The organism is Bradyrhizobium sp. Ash2021, from assembly GCF_031202265.1.
GTDB lineage: Bacteria > Pseudomonadota > Alphaproteobacteria > Rhizobiales > Xanthobacteraceae > Bradyrhizobium.
In genome coordinates this window covers 6985045-7004572 of the sequence record NZ_CP100604.1, presented here as the reverse complement: position 1 = coordinate 7004572, position 19528 = coordinate 6985045, and the positions used below count along the sequence as shown (strand labels likewise).

The window sequence follows — 19528 nt, the reverse complement described above, 5'->3', positions numbered from 1 at the left end:
GCGCGTGGATCGCAGGCCGGTCAGTTACCCGGAGCGGCTGTTGTCACCTGCGCCGACGAGCGCAAGGTGGTGACCTTTGGTGAAGATTTGTCAGGTTTCTCCAGGCAGACGAACGAATCCAGCTTTCTCGCCAACCTGGTCGACCAGACATCGGCCAGATGCCGCTTGGCATGCACCTCGTCCGAATAGTCCAGCTCGTTGTCGAGGTCGTCCATGTTCAGTGAGCTGAAGTTCGGCTGGTCGCCAAACTCCTGAAGCAGGTCTGTCAGCGCCCGCCGGTAGCTCGGCTGATAGGGGCTTGCTTTGCGATGCCATGCGGGGATCGGAAGGTCGACGAGCACGACCTTCTCCCCCGAGTCCAGCAGCGCTTGGATGGTCTGTTTCAAGACTTCGACCTGGGTAGGAGAAATATCGCTCGTGCGCCCCATGGTTTCCTTCCAGGATTCCAGCGCCTCTAGCTTTTCAGCGTCCGACATCACGACGCTTTCGCGCTCGTCATCGGTGCGTTGGGCGCTGGTGCGGCCGGTGAGCACGAGATTGACGCCGGCCCTGGCCTCGCGCGCGACCTTCTCGAGCAGCAGGAAAGGTCGGATCGTCATGACGCCCGCGTCCAGCCATTTCGCGGGCAACACCGCGACCGGACCGTCCGGCGTACGACGGTAGAAGCCATACCGGTAGCGTTCGATATCGACATCGGTCTCGCCGCGATGTCGGTCGCCTTCCGCATACTTCACATCCGAATCGATGAACATGCCGAACCAGACGCCGATCACGAAGGTGTTCAGCCGGCGTTCCTGATCGCTCTGCACCTCGTGGACCAGATTGACCACCTGCCTGACCTCGGAAATGTTGGCGCCCCCCATCGCGAGGTTGCTGACCTGGGCGCAGCCGAGGTTCGACTGCACGAGCTTCTGCCGGAATCCGACTCCGGTGTTCGATGCCCCCACCAAGATGATCTTCCTGTCCGGGTTGGCCAGCACGCTGCGGCCGAGGAAGACATATTTGGGAACCGTCATGTAAAGCGTTTGTTCCGCAGCCTGGAAATCCCGCGGACCGGCGCTCGATGGATCCGGAAAGACGACGAATGACGCGCCGGCGAGCAGCGCGTAAAGAAAGGCGAACGACAACAAGGTCAACGCCGACTGCCGAAGGATGTATTTCAATTTCAGAACGCCTTGTAGACGAAGTCCGGAGCCTTGTGCAGCAGGGTCGCGACGGCGATGATCGCCATCATCTTGCCTGCCAGGTGCAGATTTTTGGTGATCTCGCCGCCCTGGGTCATCGACAGAGTGAGCGGGATGCGGATCCGAGCCCGGACAAGATCCAGGCTCAACGCCGCCATCCCGAACGCCGCCGCCACCAGGACGAAGGTGCCCACGACGCCGGCGACGCCAAGCCGCGCCAACAGATAGGTGAATTGAGGCAGTTCGGGGACCCACAGGCAGGTCAGTGCGAGCACAAAATAGGCAACCGTGAGGCCCCGCGCAAAGTAGATATAGGCGGTCGATCCGGTAAGCGCGCGATAACGCTTCTTGCCCAGGCGTTCGGTGCAGGCCACTTGCCAGAGTTTGTTGATGCTTGCGCCGGCGCCCATCAGGAGGCCGTAAATGACGAAGACCGCCGTCGTACCGTGCCAGACGCCCATCACGCCGAACGTGATGAAGAACGCGAGCACACCCAGATAGGACGTGAGCGCAGGCGAGGGCAGCCAGGTCATCAGGAACATCAGAAGCGGGTTGAAGAGATACAACTTGAACCACTGCGACAGCGTCATGTGCCAGCGCTGCCAGAATTCGAGGAAGCTGCGCGCCGAGAACGGCTTGTCGAAATTCTCCGGCAATGTTTGCCCGAGCAGGGTTCCGATGCCGATTACGATGTCCATGTATCCTGAAAAATTGAAATACAGATAGATCGTGTAGAGCGATGCGACGGCCGCATAGACGGCGCACAGCTTGAGAAGCGGCAGGCCGGCCGGCTGCAGCAGGTGTGGACTGAGGAACGTAAAGGCGTAGTCGGCGGTCGCGGCAATGATGACAAATTTCACATAGCCGGTGGCGATTCGGGAAAACGCCGAATAGACCACCGACGAGTCGAGCTGAACTGCCGCCTTTCCATCCATCGCGCTGAAATCCTGGTAGCGCTGGATCGGACCTGAGACGAAGCACAGGAAGTTGCAAGTGAAGCGAAAAAACGCCAGCGGACCAATTCGCTCGGCCAGATCGCCCGACCGCACATCGACCATGATGTGCAGGATCCGGAACAGGATGTAGGAAAGCCCGATGGTGAGATAGGGGAACGGAAGCTGGCCCAACCCTTCGAAGAACGAGAAGCGCTTCAGGAATACATAGCAGCAAAGTATCGCGACGACGCCCGACGCCAGCACAAGGGACGACTGGCGGAGGTAAAGCGCGGATACGCAGACATAGCCGAGCGCCAAGAAGGCGATCAGCGGCAACACCTGCGTGACGTCGGTCAAGTAGCTTGCGATGAAGATGGTATTCGCGGCCCCGAGCACGAACCGTCGGTAGGCGACGGATTCGCTGACGTGGAAAGCGACCACCACCGCGGCAAGAAACGCAAAAAACAGGGGCGATGTCAGACTCATGGATGTGAGGCTCGAGGCTTTCCGAAATTCTTGTGCAAGTTTGTCGGCTATCTGGTCAGATCAGGCCGGCTCGAACTGCTTCAGCTCACGTTGAACCGCCATCGGCAGATCTTCCAGCTCAACGTCGGTACGGAGCTCCCAGCGGCTGCTTCCGTCGGCGCCATCTTCGAGGCGGGTGAAGCCCAGCTTGCCATAGTGTTCGCAAACCATCTCGTTTCTGTCGGTCGGAAGATAGATGCCCTCCAACGTCGTGATACCGGCGGCGCGCGCCTGCAATACGATCTCGGCCAGCACTGCCTGTTCGACGCATCGTCCGAGCACCCGGCAGCTCATCAGCCAGCTGTCGACCGTCCAGGTGTCGCGACGGGTCGCGCGGCAGATGATCACGCAGATGATGCCGTTGTCGCCGAATTTGTCGATCAGCCGCGCATGCAACGTCATGACACCGGGGTCGCCTTCCAGCTGCTCGACCTGGGATTCGGTGTAACGGCGCGTCGTCAGGTTGAACTGATTGCTCTTGTTGATGAGCTGGGTGACGCGGGCGCGCGTCGTCCGCTCGAAGGCGCCGAAGACGATGCGCATCTCCAGCGACTGCAGGTACGACTTCAGATCGGTCGCCTGGCCCTGTAGGCTGAGCCGGCGCGCATTGGCCTGATACATTTCGGCGCGCGCGCGATCTTCCTCGGAGAAATTGATCGCCTCGAAATAGCCGGCCGCGGCCAGCGTGCGGGCATAGCTCGCCGGATCCGTATCGAGCTCCGGCACCGCGACCTCCGGAATCTCCTGCCGGATCAGGCCGCGTTCGACCGGATTGTCATCCAGGAAGACGAAGGAATCGAGGCCCAGCGCGAGCTCTTTGGCGATGGCGCGAATGTTGGTCGCCTTGTCGTTCCAATTGGCCTGGAACACCGCGATATGCTCTTCCTTCAACAGCATGTCCGGATGTTCCTTGAACGGCCTGCGCGCGACGTTGTCGGTGTTCTTTGAGCTCACCGCGAGCACGATGCCGCGCGCGCGCAATGCCAGCGCGAGCTGCTGTACCGACAGATGGGCCTCGCCGGTCGCATCACCCTGCGCCATCTGGATGCCCTCCATGCCGTCGTCGCCAATCACACCGCCCCAGACGGTGTTGTCGAGATCGAGCACGAGAACACGGCGGCTCTTGCCGCGCAGCGCGCCGATGATGCGCGTGACATGCTCGGCGTAGAGCGGCACGAAGGCGTCCGCGAACGGCAGTTTCGCCAGATTCCACTGGGCGGGCGAGTGCCAGTCGGCAAGGCCGACCGTCTCGGCGATGCCGGCCACGTCAAGGACCATGTCGGTCGACTGCAGCGCCGCCTGGCAGATCTTCTGATTGATGCGATCGACCAGATTGCGGGCCGTGCCGGCCAGCGCGCGGTCGAAGGATCCGAATAGCCCCTCGGGCGGCGCGGCGAGCGTTTGCAGGATGCACAGTGCGCCGCTGTTGCGCGACAGGCCAGCACGGATCGAATCAAGAAGTCCGATTGCCGCGCCAACGGCTTCGGTGGCCAGTTGCTCGTTGCCGGGGCACGGCTGCAGGGACAGTCCGCGGTGATCGAGCGCAAGCAGCACCGCGTCGGGCCGCGCCTTGTTGAGGAGCGAATCCGGCTGCAGCGCATCCTGCAGGAACTGATCATAGGCGCCCGTGACGCATTCGAGCGCAAAACCGTGACGGGCAGCTGTTGCCACCAGCACGGGAACGATCAGATCGAGCGTGCCGTTGCCAATCAGGCCGAGGCGAAAGGGCACGAGCGGTGCAAGAGATGCACCGCTGAGTTGCAGCGATCGAATGGTCCGACCCAGCCGCGACAGCTGCCGCTCATCGAGCGCGTGCGTCGCCAGCGCTCTGATTTTCCTTCCGAGGGCCTCGCCGGAACCGGTTGCCAGTTCTTTGCACTGAGTCGAGAAATCGGCGGGAGGTTTCGGAAGCCAGGCGAGTTCTCGATATAGCTCTGCGGACACAGCCGTTTCCTTTTCATGGCAACACGGTCATTGCCCGACTTGCTTGCGATTCCCCTCTTTGTTGTTAGCCACAATCTTTATCCATAATTCGACAGTTTCATGGCGGTTGAAAGCGCAGCCACATTCAATGACACGGTTTCGGCGCTATTCAGATATGAAACGCGCGTGCCTGCTGAGATAATTCGTTGCCACATTGCGAGAATACGAAATAAGAAACTGGTCATGGATCATGGGTGAGGAACCCGAAGTGACGAATGAACTGGTTTTGTCGGTCGTAATCCCCAATCACAATTACGCCGATTATGTAGGCGCTGCGGTCAAGAGCGCACTCGACATTCGCTGGCCCAATGTCGAGGTGATCGTCGTCGATGATGGATCGACGGACAATTCGCTCGATGTCATCAATGCCTACGCCGACAGGATCAACATCATCAGCCAGCCCAATGCCGGCCAGATGCCGTCTTGCGTCAACGGCTTCCGCCGCTCCACCGGCGACGTGGTGATATTCCTCGATTCGGACGATGCCCTTCATCCGGACATAATGACTGAAATAGCGGCAGTCTGGTCCGATGCGGCGAGCAAGTTCCAGTTCCAGATGCGGGTTATCGACGCCAAGGGAAATCCGACGGGCGGCATCCTGCCGCAATATTTCTCACTTCCCACCCCTCATGACATCCGCACATGGGTCACGACGACCGGCGTCTATCCGACGCCTCCGGGGTCGGGCAGCGCGTATCCGCGCTCGGTAGTCGAGCGAATCTTCGGATTTGAATCTGATTTTGTAGACCGTGCACCCGACAGCTACCTGATCGCAGCGGCGCCCGTCTTTGGCGACGTCATCACGGTTCCAAAGCCGCTGGTGGATTATCGCGTTCACGGATTGAATCATGGCGCGCACCTGCATCTGGATGACAGCCGCTTTGCGCGGGAAGTTGACCTGACGCGCCGGCGTCACAAATTCTTCACGGATGTGGCAAGCAGCGCGGGGATGCGGGTGGATACGGGTGCGCTCAACCGGAATTTGCTGTTCCTGTGCCTGCGTGCGGCGTCATACTCCCTGCGGCCGGACATCCATCCGATCTCGGGCGACAGCGCGACGCAGATCGCGGCCGCCACTTTCAAGGCCTTGGCGTTTCCGCAAGGCTTTTCAAAGGCGCAGCGGGCGTCGCTGTTCTTGTGGATGATCTTTGCATTGTTCGGGCCGCGCGGCTTTCGCCGTTCCGTGGTGAGCTGGCGCTATGTGCCGACGGCGCGGCCGCAATGGATGAAGCGAGTGCTTAACCTGCTTCTGGTGGTGAAAAAAGCGCCGGCATAGCCGCGCATCGCCCGCTGTCTGGTGCGAACATAAATGGCAGTCACTCGGCCAAATGCGGCTGTTGAACGCTCGAACGCGGTTTCAGAAATTCAGCGAACGGACGCTCAAGCAATCGCCATGCCGAAACGCCTATCAAGCCCGAAAGAACCAGGCTCGCGACGAAGAACGACGCAGGAGTGAAATACGCCTTGAACTTCGCGATCGCGGAGATGGTGAGCGTATGCGTCAAGTAGATCGAATAAGAGGCATCGCCGAGCACTGCAAGTGCAGGAGCAAGCGGGACGTTCCGGTTTTTTTCGATGATGACGGCTCCGGCGACGAGCAGGAGCGCGGGTATTCCCCAGACCGCCGCACGGGGCGATTCGATCTCGAGCCGGCCTGAAACGAGAAATAGCAGCAGACCAGCCGCCAGCGAGATGTAACCCCAGCGGAGCTGCGGCAAGCGATCCTGCTCAAACATTCTGCCGAGCAGAATCCCCGCCAGAAACTCGAGCATAATCGGGTCGGTATAGAAAATCATCGGCGGGCTGTTGCCGGTGTAAAAGCGGCCCACCAGGGTCAGGGCGAGAAACGCCGCAGCCACGAACAGCAGCCGCTTTGTGTTCTCGAGAAAGAGTGCCAGGGCAAATATGGCATAGAAGAACGTCTCGTAGTTCAAAGTCCATCCCGGCACCACTACCGGCCAGATCTCGTGATTGCTCGGAGATCGCATCGGGATGAAAAAAAGCGAGGCGAGGGTGTGGCTGGCGCTTAGGACCAGCCGCGGAAACAGGGTCGGAAACAAGATCGCCGCGAAGATGAAGGAAAGCGTCACGAACCAGTACATCGGAACAATCCTGACGATGCGGTTCAGAAGGAAATCTGCCGGCGTCTGCGGGCGGTAGGCAGTCACGGTCCACATGACGAATCCGCTGACGACGAAAAAGACGTCCACGCCGGCGCTGCCGATGACGAGCGCCCGTCCGTACGTGAAGCCCTGCGCGTGAAATGCCACGACCCCGAAGGCCGAAAATGCTCTCAGATACTGCAGGGAGAGAAGCCTTGCCAACGCTGTCTCCAGTAGCCGTTGCGACAGCCACTGTCGGAAAGGCGCACGATGGTCCGTGCCGCGTCCTTGCATGCGCGGCGGTGGGTCCATCGCATGGGTGAACTCGGCCCGAATCGCGGCCGCCAGCTTCACGGCGTTCCGCGGAGCCTCCCATCTTCCCAACGGACTTCGTTGTTCGTGTGGACGCTATGCGTTCTTTTTGCGCCGCGGGTTCCGTCGTCAACCGGAACTACATATCAATTGAGCGGAAGTTGTGCGAAGAGCGCGCTCGATCCACTTCGCACGGCGCGGAGATGGATTATCGCGGCCTTGCGCGCTGATTTCGCCGGTGCGCCGGCTTTCCGACCAGTGTCAGCAACCAGACGGTGAGCGCGAAGCTTGGTTTCAGCACGACTCCGACGCTGATCCAGCTGAACAGCAGATAGTTGCATATCTCCACGCGCAGCCGGCTCGAATACAATCTTTGCAGCAGAATGGCGAAGATCAGGCCAAATCCGAGCAGGCCGTACTCATAGATCAGCTTTGCCCAGGTCGGGTCGTTGACCTCATAGTTCATGCGGTACAGCTTGACGTCCCTCAGATAGCTGCCTGCGCCGTTGCCAAACCAGGTCGTGAGGGGGCCGACGTCGAAGCTGTGTCCGATCATTTCCATCGGCGCGACGAAGCGCGCATAAGCGCTGGTATTCGGCGTTTGAAACTCGGAGAGGCGGTCGAACCACAGGTCCAGGCCCGGAATATCCAGACTGTAAAGCAGGTAGAGCGCCAGGATCAGGCCGACGAGATAGACGAAGAATAGCGGAATGCGAACGAGTGATCTCGGCAGCAACAATCCGGCGGTGATCGCGAGCAGGCCGGAGCCCGAAAGCGAGCAAATCAATCCGGCCGCGAGGATGCCCATGATGCGCAGCCGCGCCCGCGACCCGAACTCGATGACGAGGGCCAGGGCGACGATGATCGAAAGATCCGCCGACTCGCGGAGGAAAAAACCGTTTGCCTTGATGATTCCGCCGCCCTCGCGAACGAAGGTGTAGTTCCCGGCTCCGCGAATGGCTTCGGGCAGGTTGAAGTAGATGTTGGTCAGAAGCGACGACTTGGTGGCGTTGACCAGCACGATCTGCACGACCGCAATGGCGGCGATGATGGTTGCAGCCGAAACATAGGCGGACAGGATGTATTGGTGGACCGCCTCGGGCTCTTCCTTCAGCCGAATGGCGAACGGAGCATAGAGAACGAATAGCAGCAGCAGCGACGTCCACGACGTCGACGATGTCGCGGTCAATGTCCCGAAACAGGCCAGCACCAATGCGACGATGAACAGGGCCAGAGACGGGAACCCAATCGAAGCGAAACCGCTGGCCAACAGAAACGCCGTCACGGCCGCATAGCAGATGAGATCGGTCGATGCCGGGAAGGCGTTGATGTTGTAGGCAATCTGCGACAGAAACAGGACGGAGATGATCGATGCCCATATGGCAAATCTCCCCGACTTGCTGAGTTCGGTTTCCGACGACGGTGATTGCGGGTGCGCGGTCCCTACCGGCGCCGCCAGGGGAACCTGAAACTCAAGAGTCATTGCGGCCTTGACCTAGGTGGATCACGATCACGCTAGCACAATTGATCAGCTGGAATCGATCGATGTGCGGTTCCAATCAAGATGTCAGTCCTTCCGAAACAGGATATCACGAAGGCGCTCGGTTCCCTGCTCGAGCCCGAAGCGGTCTGACATCAGTTCAAACAGCCTGGTCTGGTTGCGGTTAAGGGCGGGGAGGTCGTCGATGCCGTCGATGATGGCATTTGCAAGGCCTTCCATGGTGTCGGCGAGATACATCGCCGACTGCTCATCGGCCGTGGTGCCATCGACCGCCATTCGAAGTCCGAATACGGGAAGCCTCGCGAAGGCGTAATCCAACAGTTTCAGCTTGAAACCCCCGCCGAGCGTCTCCGCAACCAGTCCGCCGCGCGACTTCGCAAGCACGCCCGCGAGATCGGCAACCGGGCCATGGAACACCAGATGCGGTCGTTCATGGGCATAGCGGGCCTTGATGTCCTCCGGAACGTTTCCGACGACGTCGAGGGTGACGTTCTTGCTCTTCAAAGCCGGAAGCAGCGTGCCGACGATGTGCTCGAGATTGCGCTGCTTTGCGACCCATTCGAACGAGCCGAGCAGCAGGATGGACCTCGGCCGGGCCGGCTCGATGCGATCGCTCGGCGCGATCGTTCCGAGATAGATCGGCGGTACCACGAAGGTGGTCTTGCCGGACGGCGCAAAGTAGGTCGCGTCCGCCTCGGTGATGCAGAGAATGCTGTCTGCGGCGTCGACGATGCGTCGCTCCAGTCGCCGGTACTTTTCGGCATCCCAGCGCATGATAGACCGGCGCAACGGGTTGGCGAAGTCTTTCGCGATTTCGGGCCTGATCTTTCCCTCGGCATTATGCGCCACGTAGCAGATCGAGGCCCGCTTCCGTTGCTGCAATACCGTCGGCAGGAACGCAGCGGAGCGCGCGTGATCGAACACGATCCAGTCCCAGTGTTGATCCAGCAGTTCGGCCAGGGCCGTCCCGATCGAAGGCGAGGCAAGACTGTAGGCATCTCGTGGCAACGATGTAAGCAGACTCAGGAGTCCGAACCGCCGTGGCCATGGCGCCTCCGTGAAGGCCGTGCGCGGCAAGCGGAGCAGGCGGTCCTCGATCGGCCGGTTCTCGCGTCGCGTGCCGATGACCGTTACGGTAGCCCGTTCGGTTCTTGACAGCGCCGTGAGCATTCCCGCGGAATAGAGCGCGTCGCCGCTAAAGAGCGGCGAGGGGACGCGGCCGGCGATCCAGAGAATCTTCTTCATCGCTCGATCTCGAAAGAGAAAGCTCAGAACAGAATGCCGACGCCGAAAGTGCGCATCGGCGACCTGGGATCAGGCGACGGTTGGAGATTTCGTTCCAAGCAAACGTCGCTTGACCAGGAGCTTTGCAACGTAGGCGATCCGCTTCGCGCCGCGACCGATGGAGGCAAGCCCCTGACGAAACCGCTCCGCGGGCTGCAACGGGGGGGCATCGAGGTTGCGCAACTCGATGCTGCTTTCATAGACTGCCTGACTAACGAGAAACGGTTGGGTCTCTGCGAAATCAATCCCGTGCCGATCGTAATAGACGAGCTTGTGGTCAAGTGGCCGGTCGGCGACCGATAGCGCCCTTATGAGTTCCATTGCGCCCTTTCGGGTGACGGCATAGGCAGCGGATCCCAGCGCAGGCTTCAGGGGAACGACGAGCTGGGCTGTTTCGCCCTTGACGAGCGAGATGCCCGACCTGGACGTGTGCGCATAGTGAATGCCTTCGAATTTCACGATATCGGTATTCGTCAGGAAGTGCGGCAGATCGCGCCGGTAGAAGTTCTGAAAACGTTCGCCGAACGCGGCGTCGTCCTCGAAGATGACCGCCATCGGCAGGTTTTGCCGCACGATGCGCTTCAGCGCGGCAATGTGCGACAGATAGCAGCCGATTTCCCCTGCCTTCATCGGGCGATTGGCGGGAGCGAAATGGAATTCGCGGCGGATCACCCGACGAATAAGCGTCATCCGTTTCTTGGCGTCGATTGCGGGAATTCTTTCATAGGGGACTCCGAGCCGCGTCAGCGCACTCGAAATGTCCTGCCATCGCGCAACGTCTCGATCAAGATTGATGACGAAGGCAGGTATTGTAGCGTCGGTTGCCACGAACTCTCTCACATTTTGATTTGCCGCTTGCACATGGCGAGGGGCGCTGCCGTAAATATCGTCATTCTCCGGACACAAATTCGGCAGCCCGACCACATCATCGCCAAGCTTGATGTGTTTTATCCGACGCCAATTCCTCGTCCTCGTCCATTTCGTCAACGTGAATGGCCGATCGTCGGGAAATCCCTAGAGTGCGGGGCCAACCTGTCCTACCGATGCGAGGCTGTCAACTTGACCGAGACTTGTTGGTGACGTCAGTAGTCCCTGTCATCCAAACTACACACGCTCAGAAGGCTCGCTGAATGATCCTCACGAAGATTTGCAAACGTGTTCTCCTGACACTGACGATTCTCACGGCCGCTTCGACGTCCGCGCGGTCGGCGGGATGGGAACTGGTGTTTTCTGACGAGTTCAACGGCGACAAGCTCGATCGAACCAAGTGGGCGACGCGTTATCTCTACCAGAACGAAACGATGGATCATTTCAACGACGAGAATCAGCGCTACCGCGACGGCCACGTCGTGGCGGACGGCGTGCTCAACCTGATCGCAAAGAAGATGCCCGGATCGGTCAGTCTGTACGAATCCGCGATGATCCGCAGCCATCGAACATTCTATTACGGATATTACGAAGCGCGCGTGTTCCTGCCCAACGCAAAGGGAGTCTGGCCGGCGTTCTGGCTCGAGGCCGACTACGATATCGACGGCAAGACCTGGCATCCGCCGGAGATCGACATCTTCGAGTTTGTCATCAACGGCGTTGAGGACAAGGCGAACTCGCTGCATTCGAATGTGGTGGGCCCCTGGAGTGCCCAGCAATACACCTATGTCGATCGCTCCTTCGAGCTCAAGTTCCAGAACATGTATGGAAGCGAGGACCTCAATCAGGGCTGGCACACTGTTGGCTTCGTGTGGGCGCCCGACAAGATTTCGCTGTTCTGGGATGGCAAGCTGATGTACACGCGCAATTACCAGTGGCTGCGCAGCGACGGAAAGCTCGGTCCGCCGGCGCATGTCGACCTCAACTTCGCCGTCGGCGGCAGCAAATGGGCAGGCCGCCATGGCATTGATGAAGCCGCGTTTCCGCAGACCTTCAAGATCGACTATCTCCGCGTTTGTCAGTACACGACCTCCGAACGCGGCGGCCGGCAGTGCGGCCCGAGCGAATTGACGCCGGATCCAAAGCAATTTGGCTATTCCGCGCCGCTCAACGACATGGCGAAGCCGGCATTCCTGGGCGTCAGCAAGGTGGTGGCGGGCAAGCGGCCCAACGCAGGCGTCCTCGCGTTAAGCACCAGCGACAAGCTTGACGTCGAAATTCCGCTCAAAATCCCGGAAGACTATCCGTCCGATCGGACGCTTCAGCTGACCGTTTACGACAAGGCGACGGGCGCCATTGTGGGGTCCGCCAATACCAAGCTGCAGGTCGAGGCCGGCAAGAAGCGAGCCGATGGCTCCACCGTCGCCGTGGCCTCCCTGCCTGCCGTGCAGCGTCCGGGAAATTACATTCTGTTCGGCAGGCTGACCGCTGACGTGCCCAACGGCAGCGGAGCAAGGCAGGTGCTGCCCAGTCCGGTGACGTGCAGTACGGATGTCGTTCAGCCGGCCAAAGCCACGGTGTGCAAGCTACTTTATCTGGACGTGCAGGCGCAGTCGCATTGAGGCAGCCCGGCGCGGCGGGGTTGATCGCGCTCTTATCCAGGCGAACCGATATTTCGGTGGCATGGCAGGTTCACTATGCGGGATCTGCTCCGAAAAACTCACGTCGCAGCTTCGGCGTAATGAGTCTCAGCGAAAGTGCGGTCTTGATGAAACGAAGCGGATTGGCGAGCGTCGCTTTCTTGAAGAAAGTTGCCATCAGCCCGGTCGAGTTGCTGTGGGCCCCCGGATGTCCGACGCGGTAGATCGCGCCGAAGAATGGGAGGGCCTTCAGCGGAGCTCCCGCTGCGGCCAGTTCCTGAGCGACGGCTATATGGCTGCCAAGCATGCGCTTCATGTAGTCGTCTGCATCGATTCTCCTGAGCCTCTCCAGATCGTAAAGCCGGGCATTGATAATGTGGGACGTGCCGCAAAGCATGAAGAACTTTGAGATGGCACCGAGCAGCAGGTTGCCTTCACTCCACATGTAGCCGCGGTCGATGTACCATCCATTTTCGTCGGGATGCCTGGCGACGTAGTCGGCGAGCCTGGAACTAACAAAATCGTCGTCATCGACGATCATGAAAAAGTTGGTGTTCCGTGCCGCCAGCATTCCTGCGCGCACGCGGCGTCCCTTATCGATGCGGAAGAAGTCCCGGAAATCCTCGACGTCGTCTGCGGCATTGCGTTCGTGCTTCGGGTTCGGCGCAAAATCGACACGTTCAACCGAAAAACCTTTCGGCAGGGCGGGCAAGTCCGCACCGCTATTCGCCACAATGATGGCTTGCCAACGGTCACTATTCTGACCCGAGATCGATGTTATGGTTTGCGCAAGCCGCGCCTTGAGGGCGTCCCAGTTCTTGGAATTTGCCGGATGGCGAACCGGTATGATGAAGGTCAACATGAATTGCCTCGCATGGACGTCGTGGGCTTTGATGCTGCGCATAGCGCGATGGCTCCCGCAAGACAGATGCGCGATTGGCCCGCCAGATGCATAGCACCAAGTCACGGCTGCCGCTCGGATTGTTCATCGTGGCGGCATGAACTCTCAGCGAAAAGTTTGTGGCAAAGCTATGAAGCGGAGTTCCACTTGCCCTTGCGACGGATCGTTGTGCAACCGTGACGATCTCCGGCCTGTTTCGGACCTATCCGGTTATTTGCTGACGGGTTCAGCGCGCTTTCTCTCTTCTTGAATGTGACAACAGATGACTCCTGGAACCGCGCCGGATCAAAAAACAGCTACGCAGCTCTTGACCATCCAGTACCTGCGCGGCATCGCGTCCGTGATGGTGGTCCTGCACCACATCAGAAATCCCTGGCCGAATCTGTACAACCCGCTCCAAACGTTCGACATGGGCGAGGCCGGGGTCGATATCTTTTTCATCATCAGTGGCGTGGTGATGTATGTTTCGTCACGGGTCGAGGCGCCTGCAGTTTTTGTCGGATTGCGGCTCATTCGGGTCGCGCCGCTGTACTGGATCCTGACGCTCTGCGCGGCCAGCCTCCTTCTGCTGTCCGGTGCAGCCAAGCCCGGCATCACGCTCCTGAACGACGTGATACTTTCCGCGCTGTTCATTCCCCACCACAGCTCGATTTTTGCAGGCACGATCTGGCCGGTGTTGAACCCGGCCTGGACCCTGTATTTCGAAATGTTCTTCTACCTGATCTTTGCGATTGGCCTTTTCTTTCGCAAACCGCTCCTAGTCTCGCTTTGTCTGATTCCCCTGCTCGTTGTGCTCGGACAGCTTGTCTCCACCGATGAATCGATCTTTCACACCTATACGCACCCGCTATTGATGTATACGCATCCCCTGATGCTGGAATTTGCCGCAGGCATCGTGTTGGGATGGTTGTTCCTGAACGGGAATATTCCCAACGTCTGGCTGCTTTTGCCGGCAGGCGTTTTGGCGTTGTTCGCGGCACATGTTCTGCGCTTTCCGAACCTGTTTCTGCAAAATGGATTGTGCGCGGCGTTGATCATGATCGGCGCGGTCGCCACCGAGCGATCATTCAAGATTCCCGAAATTCGCTCGCTGCGGTTGCTTGGGGATGCGAGCTATTCGATCTATCTGACGCACGCGTTGACGCTTTTCGTGTTTCGCCGGGTCTTTCTTCGGCTGCCATTGGAAGGCGCTCTGCAGTTTGCGTTGTTCGCGATTCTCGCCGCAACAGCCTCGTTGCTGGTTGGATTTTTCGTCTACTTCAAGATCGAGCGTCCAATGACGCGCTGGCTGCGCTCGCAATTCCTTGCGACCTTCGCGGCCAAGCGCGGAGTTGCAGGCCAGCGATTGAGGGAGACCGGTTCGTCTGTCGCCGTGGGCCCCGCCGCCGAGTGATCAATACGCGAGCGCTCATGTCTACTCCTTGAGCAAACTTGCACGGAGTCTGCGTCCCGCCTTTCAACCGACCGACCAGGTCATGCATGCGCGTGGCGCAGCGGCGCTCTGCAATCAAGCGGCCCTCAGGCCGCGGGGCTGCGGGATCCCCTTGGGCCTCGGGGCGTTAAGCAGTGCGCTGTCCTAAAGCGTGAGTGGTCTTTGAGCCGCTAGCTGTCTATTGCGTGACCAAGTTGTCGGAACCGGCAACTCTCATAACGATTTCCGGGCACCAACATTGTGACTTCGTTACTGAATCCAGCGCTCATCAGTGATAGTGTGGCTATACCGGGACGACCAGAAGATGATTGTTGCCTATCTCGTTCTCGCCCACAGGCATCCGGAGCTGCTTTCTCGGCTGATCCATCAGCTGCAGTCTCCGGCTGCGGACATGTTCGTGCATATCGATGCCCAGGCGGACATTGCTCCGTTCCTGCGGGCGACCGGTTCCGATGCCCATTTCACGGCGAGACGAATTCCGGTCTGTTGGGGCGACTATTCGCTGATCAGGGCGGCGTTTGTGCTCATGGAGGAGGCGTTGGCGGCGCCCCGCCGCTACGATTATCTGGTTTTGATCAGCGGCGCGGACTATCCGCTGCGTTCGGCGACTGAAATCGAAAATTTCTTCCGTGAGAACCAGGGAAGTGAATTCATCGATTCGGTGGCGATGCCCTCCACGGCCGCCGCGAAACCCCTGTCTCGCCTGACGATCTACAAGGGCCGTCCTGGGCCGCTTGGTTGGTGCATCGGTAAGAGCCGCCGGCTGCTTGGCGCACTGGGCCTGATGCCAAACGCGCGCGACTACAAGAAGTATTTCGGCGAACTGGTCCCTCACGCCGGCAACCAATGGTGGGCGCTGACGCGCGATGCTTGTATCTACATCCAGAAATTCGCAGCCGACAATCCGAGGATCATGAAATTTTATGAGAACACCCATATCCCGGATGAAATGGTGTTCCAGACCATCCTTGCGAACTCGCCGTTTCGTTCAAACATGCGGCGCAGTGTCACCTATTCGGATTGGAGCGGGGGCGGGGCAAACCCGGCGGAGATCGGCGAGCGCCACATCGCGATGTTTCGCGCCAATCCGCGCATGAAGATAGATGGCATCTACGGCTCCGGCGAATTGTTGTTTTGCCGCAAGGTCACGGACACCGCCATCGCGGACCGGCTTGCGGTCATGATCCAGCAGCGGAATTCCGGCAGATGACGCGCTGCTGTCGCATTGCCTGCGGCGGTTATGATCTTAGAGATCATGTCGCGTCTGGTGTCTTCGGCTACAATTTGGTCGCATTTCGGCGCTGGTTGAAACGCAGAAACTTGTTCCGGACCGGAGTAGCGAAGTGCAGGCGTGCCTCTTCATCTGCGACTGTGATAGCGTGCCAATTGTTGGTCCGGTTGGTTGGCAGTGGATGTATCGCGTGGTTCCATGCATTGAGATGACTGCCCGCTATGGCGCCGGGAACATGACGATCCGGGAAGAAATCTGCAAATGGTAGACAATGAACCCGGCAACCCTACACACGCTGTTCGCGCGATCAGGGGCGTGTTTTGGTCGGGCGTCAACTCGATCATACCGTCGCTCGTCGGCTTTCTCGTTTTCCTGGTGACCTCGCGCTACCTCGGTCCGGCCGAGTTCGGTGTCGTGGCCCTTGCCGGCAGTCTGGTGGCGCTGCTCGCAGTGCTGTTGCCGACCGGTTTCGCGGAGGCGATCGTTCAGAGGTCGTCCGTGGACGACATCCATCTCGACTCGACGTTCTGGGTGGCATCGATCTGCGCGCTCGTCGCGTACGCCTTGCTCGCCGTCTGCAGTGGATTGTTCAGCCGAATGCTCGGCTCCGAATGGATCGCCGTGTTGCTGCCCGTCGCCGGGCTCAGGCTGTTCGCAGACGCCGCCGGCATAGTTCCGCAGGCCATCATCACGCGAAGAATGTCCTTTAAGTTGATCGCCGGCCGGACATTGCTCGCCACGGTGGTATCGGCGGCGCTGACGGTGCTCCTTCTCGTCGCCGGCTATGGGGTTTGGGCTCTCCTCATCGCGCAACTGTCGTCATCGGTCACCGCGGCCGTGGCCGCCATGTGGGGAGCAGGGTGGCGGCCGAAATTGCGGATCAGCCTGGACGCGCTCACATCGCTCGCACGCTATGGCGCGTTTTCATCGGGCACTCGGGCCATGCAGGCCCTGACAACCCAGGCGGATCCCGCGATCGTGGGACTTTTCCTGGGACCGCATCAAGCGGGCATCTATGCTTTTTCGCGGAACCTGTTCCAGATGATCCTCAACGTCCTGGCGACGCCGATTGGCGCGGTAGCTCATCCGATGTTCTCGGCCATTCAGGAGAATGTGGATCGAGTCAAGAAAGGCTATTTGCTGGCGACGTTTCTTTCGTCGGCGTTATCGTTTCCGGTCTTCATCGGGTTTGCAATGGTGGCGGACCTTGCGGTCCCTGTCATATTCGGATCGCGCTGGGTCGATACGGTTGAGCCCATCCGGCTGTATTGTGGCCTTGGCACGATGGCCTGCATCGGCGTGATTCAGGGAAGCCTCATCAACAGCCGCGGTCATGCTCATTGGTGGTTTTATTACCAACTTGCCGCAGGAATAGTCACATTGGCGATCTTGCTGCTGATGTCGAGATTCGGCGTGACCGCGCTGCTGGCGGCCGTTCTGATCGCGACCATCGCCAGATGGCCGTTTGCGGTGATAAAGACGTCTCGGCTCTTGGCGGAACCGGTGTCGGAGTATTTGCAGGTCTTCGTCGGCCCGGTCGGCTCCTGCATTGTCATGGTCGTCTGCATCGTCGCCATCAGGCACCTTCTTCCGGAGCTTCCGCCCGTGATTGCGCTAGGTATCAACGTTGCGGTTGGAGCGGTGTCGTATCTCGGGGCGATGCTGGTGATCGCCAGGGAGCAGACGATGGACGTCGCGAAGCTGCTCGCGGGGTCGATCAGGTTCCAGCCGCCGGGCCAGCGCAGAGTTGTGTCGAAGCCTGGTTGAACAGTTTGGTTGCGTCCCCTGACGCAATCACCTTAATGTCATCCGACGTCCATTGCATCATGTGTCCGTCGGTTCTCGAACCTGATGAAGGCCCGAGCAAGTAGAATGCACGAAGTTGCGCTAACGTTGGTCCTGTGTTCCCGAAACGGAATGAGGACCGTCGAAAAATGCCTGGATCATATTCGCGCGATGGGCGGCGCGGATGCCATCGAGGTTGTGCTGGTCGACAACGGCTCGACGGATGGCACCTTCACCGCCATGCAGGAGTTCTGCCGGGCCAACCCAAATCTGTGGCGTGCCATGCAGGAAACGAAGCCGGGTAATTCGGCCGGTCGAAATACCGGGATCGCGGCGTCTTCCGGCGAAATCATCCTGTTCATCGACGACGATTGTTATCCAGACCGGGATTTTGCATCCGCCTGGAAAACGGTATTCGCGCAAGATCCCGGGCTGGGCTTTGGCTCCGGAAGGATCCTGCCGTACGACGCACGGCAGTCGCCGCTTGGTTGCAATACCAGCACCACGACACAAATTCTTGCCTCGTCCACCTTCGTCCAGCGAGGGTTTGTCCAAGGCTCCAACATGGCGTTCAGGCGCCGGTGCTTGATCGATGCCGGCATGTTTGATGACCGCTTTGGCGCCGGCACTCCGTTTGCCGGCGAGGAATGGGAAGTCGCCGTCAGGGCGTCATATGCCGGCTGGACGGGCGGGTATTTCCCGGAGCCAAGCGTGGCCCATGATCATGGCCGTTTTGACAACGAGGCGTTCGTTCGCGGGCACTACTACGACATCGGCGCGGGCGCCGTCTACGCCAAGCACCTTTTGACCGCGCACGCGCCTGCGACTGTCGTCGAGATCGCGCGGGACATCCGCAGACAGATCAGGAAGCGTGCCGCCGTGGGCCCGCTGTTCGGGGGCGCGGTGCAATATTACTCGACCATGCTGCGTCAGGCGCGATCATGAAACTCTACTACTATCGGAGCGCCGCACCCAACTTCGGTGACGATCTGAACAATGTGCTCATGCCGAAAGTTTTCCCGCACTTCTTTGATGAAGACGATCTGACCCTGTTTCTTGCGATTGGCTCAGTGCTCTTCGACCATCATCCGCAACGGGCGCTGAAAGTGGTCTTTGGGTCGGGATTTGGGCAGTACACCGCGGCTCCCCGGCTCGACGACCGTTGGAGGTTCTATTGCGTGCGTGGGCCGCTCACCGCGGAAGCGTTGGGACTGGACGCGCGCCTGGTCGCGGCCGATGCGGCCGTGCTGGTCAATCGTCACTTGAGGAAAGAAGTCCCGAAACGCTTCAAGGTCAGTTACATTCCGCATTGGCAGAGCCTCTTGAATGGCAACTGGCCCAAGGCCTGTGAATTGGCCGACGTCGAGCTGATCGATCCACGTTGGCCGGTTGATCGGGTCCTCGAAATGATCCAGGCCTCGCACACGGTCATTACCGAGGCGATGCACGGCGCCATTGTCGCGGATGCGCTGCGGGTGCCGTGGGTGCCGGTTCTTCCGTTCCACCGATCTCATCGATTCAAATGGTCGGATTGGGCCGGCGCTCTCGAGATCGATCTCAAGCCCTACGCCACCTTTCCTGCGACATTGCACGACCTCTGGGTTTCGAGGACGGGCAGAGATGGCAACTGGATGTCCAGCAACAACAGGCTGGTTCAACTGACCGTCGGAGCGGCCAATAACGCGCTGCCCTATATCGCCGCGCGCGGACTGCGGCGGCTGAGCGAAATGGAGCCCGTGCTCAGTTCAGATGTTGCACTCGCAAAGGCCGTCGCGAAGCTCGAGGAAGCAGCCGATCAGATCCGGCGGGATTTTCATCGTTGAACGAGACGCGCCGCGTCTCGAGA

General features: G+C 59.6%; 15 protein-coding genes. 7 read left to right on the top strand and 8 right to left on the bottom strand.

Features of this window, described 5'->3' with window-relative positions; genetic code table 11:
- Positions 1-20: 20 nt before the first annotated feature.
- The 3 genes from NL528_RS33790 to NL528_RS33780 are packed head-to-tail and all read right to left on the bottom strand — an operon-like array spanning position 21 to position 4588.
- Positions 21-1163 (bottom strand): hypothetical protein, encoded by a 1143-nt coding sequence (locus NL528_RS33790; RefSeq protein ID WP_309178691.1) that lies wholly within the window; start codon positions 1161-1163, stop codon positions 21-23.
- A 2-nt stretch (positions 1164-1165) separates the two neighbouring features.
- Positions 1166-2605, bottom strand: coding sequence for an MBOAT family O-acyltransferase (locus NL528_RS33785; protein ID WP_309178690.1), 1440 nt, complete (start codon positions 2603-2605; stop codon positions 1166-1168).
- Positions 2606-2665: 60 nt separating this feature from the next.
- Complete coding sequence (locus NL528_RS33780; RefSeq protein ID WP_309178689.1) at positions 2666-4588, bottom strand: HAD-IIIC family phosphatase; 1923 nt, start codon at positions 4586-4588, stop codon at positions 2666-2668.
- Positions 4589-4817: 229 nt separating this feature from the next.
- Between NL528_RS33780 and NL528_RS33775 the strand changes: the two genes are divergently transcribed.
- A complete protein-coding gene (locus NL528_RS33775) occupies positions 4818-5903 on the top strand; it encodes a glycosyltransferase family 2 protein (RefSeq protein ID WP_309178688.1) in 1086 nt (361 codons plus the stop codon).
- A 40-nt stretch (positions 5904-5943) separates the two neighbouring features.
- On the opposite strand, the gene NL528_RS33770 is transcribed toward NL528_RS33775, so the two are convergent.
- The 4 genes from NL528_RS33770 to NL528_RS33755 all read right to left on the bottom strand — a co-directional run bounded on the left by NL528_RS33770 (position 5944) and on the right by NL528_RS33755 (position 10654).
- Entirely contained in the window at positions 5944-7083 is a 1140-nt protein-coding gene (locus NL528_RS33770; RefSeq protein WP_309178687.1) for an acyltransferase, read from the bottom strand.
- Between the two features lie 166 nt (positions 7084-7249).
- The gene (locus NL528_RS33765) at positions 7250-8524 is read right to left on the bottom strand and encodes a hypothetical protein (RefSeq protein ID WP_309178686.1); all 1275 of its coding nucleotides are present in this window, start codon (positions 8522-8524) and stop codon (positions 7250-7252) included.
- A gap of 84 nt (positions 8525-8608) precedes the next feature.
- The gene (locus tag NL528_RS33760; protein ID WP_309178685.1) at positions 8609-9787 is read right to left on the bottom strand and encodes a glycosyltransferase; all 1179 of its coding nucleotides are present in this window, start codon (positions 9785-9787) and stop codon (positions 8609-8611) included.
- 69 nt (positions 9788-9856) lie between these two features.
- Entirely contained in the window at positions 9857-10654 is a 798-nt protein-coding gene (locus NL528_RS33755) for a glycosyltransferase family 25 protein (protein ID WP_309178684.1), read from the bottom strand.
- Positions 10655-10956: 302 nt separating this feature from the next.
- Between NL528_RS33755 and NL528_RS33750 the strand changes: the two genes are divergently transcribed.
- Entirely contained in the window at positions 10957-12315 is a 1359-nt protein-coding gene (locus NL528_RS33750; RefSeq protein WP_309178683.1) for a glycoside hydrolase family 16 protein, read from the top strand.
- Positions 12316-12388: 73 nt separating this feature from the next.
- On the opposite strand, the gene NL528_RS33745 is transcribed toward NL528_RS33750, so the two are convergent.
- Positions 12389-13195 (bottom strand): galactosyl transferase, encoded by an 807-nt coding sequence (locus tag NL528_RS33745; protein WP_309178682.1) that lies wholly within the window; start codon positions 13193-13195, stop codon positions 12389-12391.
- A 301-nt stretch (positions 13196-13496) separates the two neighbouring features.
- Here NL528_RS33745 and NL528_RS33740 point away from each other — a divergent pair, with 301 nt between their 5' ends.
- From NL528_RS33740 to NL528_RS33720, 5 genes are all read left to right on the top strand, one after another.
- Complete coding sequence (locus NL528_RS33740; protein WP_309178681.1) at positions 13497-14627, top strand: acyltransferase; 1131 nt, start codon at positions 13497-13499, stop codon at positions 14625-14627.
- Positions 14628-14970: 343 nt separating this feature from the next.
- Positions 14971-15876, top strand: a complete 906-nt coding sequence (locus NL528_RS33735) for a beta-1,6-N-acetylglucosaminyltransferase (RefSeq protein ID WP_309178680.1) — start codon at positions 14971-14973, stop codon at positions 15874-15876.
- A 282-nt stretch (positions 15877-16158) separates the two neighbouring features.
- A complete protein-coding gene (locus tag NL528_RS33730) occupies positions 16159-17664 on the top strand; it encodes a lipopolysaccharide biosynthesis protein (protein WP_309178679.1) in 1506 nt (501 codons plus the stop codon).
- Between the two features lie 150 nt (positions 17665-17814).
- Positions 17815-18627, top strand: a complete 813-nt coding sequence (locus NL528_RS33725; RefSeq protein WP_309178678.1) for a glycosyltransferase — start codon at positions 17815-17817, stop codon at positions 18625-18627.
- Complete coding sequence (locus NL528_RS33720) at positions 18624-19505, top strand: polysaccharide pyruvyl transferase family protein (RefSeq protein ID WP_309178677.1); 882 nt, start codon at positions 18624-18626, stop codon at positions 19503-19505. Before NL528_RS33725 ends, NL528_RS33720 begins: the two co-directional genes overlap by 4 nt.
- Positions 19506-19528: the final 23 nt, after the last annotated feature.

What these genes read in the sequence shown, in the direction of transcription:
- NL528_RS33785 (WP_309178690.1), bottom strand. Translation starts at nt 2,605, where the DNA reads ATGAGTCTGACATCGCCCCTGTTTTTTGCGTTTCTTGCCGCGGTGGTG.
- NL528_RS33775 (WP_309178688.1), top strand. Translation starts at nt 4,818, where the DNA reads ATGGGTGAGGAACCCGAAGTGACGAATGAACTGGTTTTGTCGGTCGTA.
- NL528_RS33765 (WP_309178686.1), bottom strand. Translation starts at nt 8,524, where the DNA reads ATGACTCTTGAGTTTCAGGTTCCCCTGGCGGCGCCGGTAGGGACCGCG.
- NL528_RS33760 (WP_309178685.1), bottom strand. Translation starts at nt 9,787, where the DNA reads ATGAAGAAGATTCTCTGGATCGCCGGCCGCGTCCCCTCGCCGCTCTTT.
- NL528_RS33750 (WP_309178683.1), top strand. Translation starts at nt 10,957, where the DNA reads ATGATCCTCACGAAGATTTGCAAACGTGTTCTCCTGACACTGACGATT.
- NL528_RS33745 (WP_309178682.1), bottom strand. Translation starts at nt 13,195, where the DNA reads ATGTTGACCTTCATCATACCGGTTCGCCATCCGGCAAATTCCAAGAAC.
- NL528_RS33740 (WP_309178681.1), top strand. Translation starts at nt 13,497, where the DNA reads ATGACTCCTGGAACCGCGCCGGATCAAAAAACAGCTACGCAGCTCTTG.
- NL528_RS33735 (WP_309178680.1), top strand. Translation starts at nt 14,971, where the DNA reads ATGATTGTTGCCTATCTCGTTCTCGCCCACAGGCATCCGGAGCTGCTT.
- NL528_RS33730 (WP_309178679.1), top strand. Translation starts at nt 16,159, where the DNA reads ATGGTAGACAATGAACCCGGCAACCCTACACACGCTGTTCGCGCGATC.
- NL528_RS33725 (WP_309178678.1), top strand. Translation starts at nt 17,815, where the DNA reads ATGAGGACCGTCGAAAAATGCCTGGATCATATTCGCGCGATGGGCGGC.
- NL528_RS33720 (WP_309178677.1), top strand. Translation starts at nt 18,624, where the DNA reads ATGAAACTCTACTACTATCGGAGCGCCGCACCCAACTTCGGTGACGAT.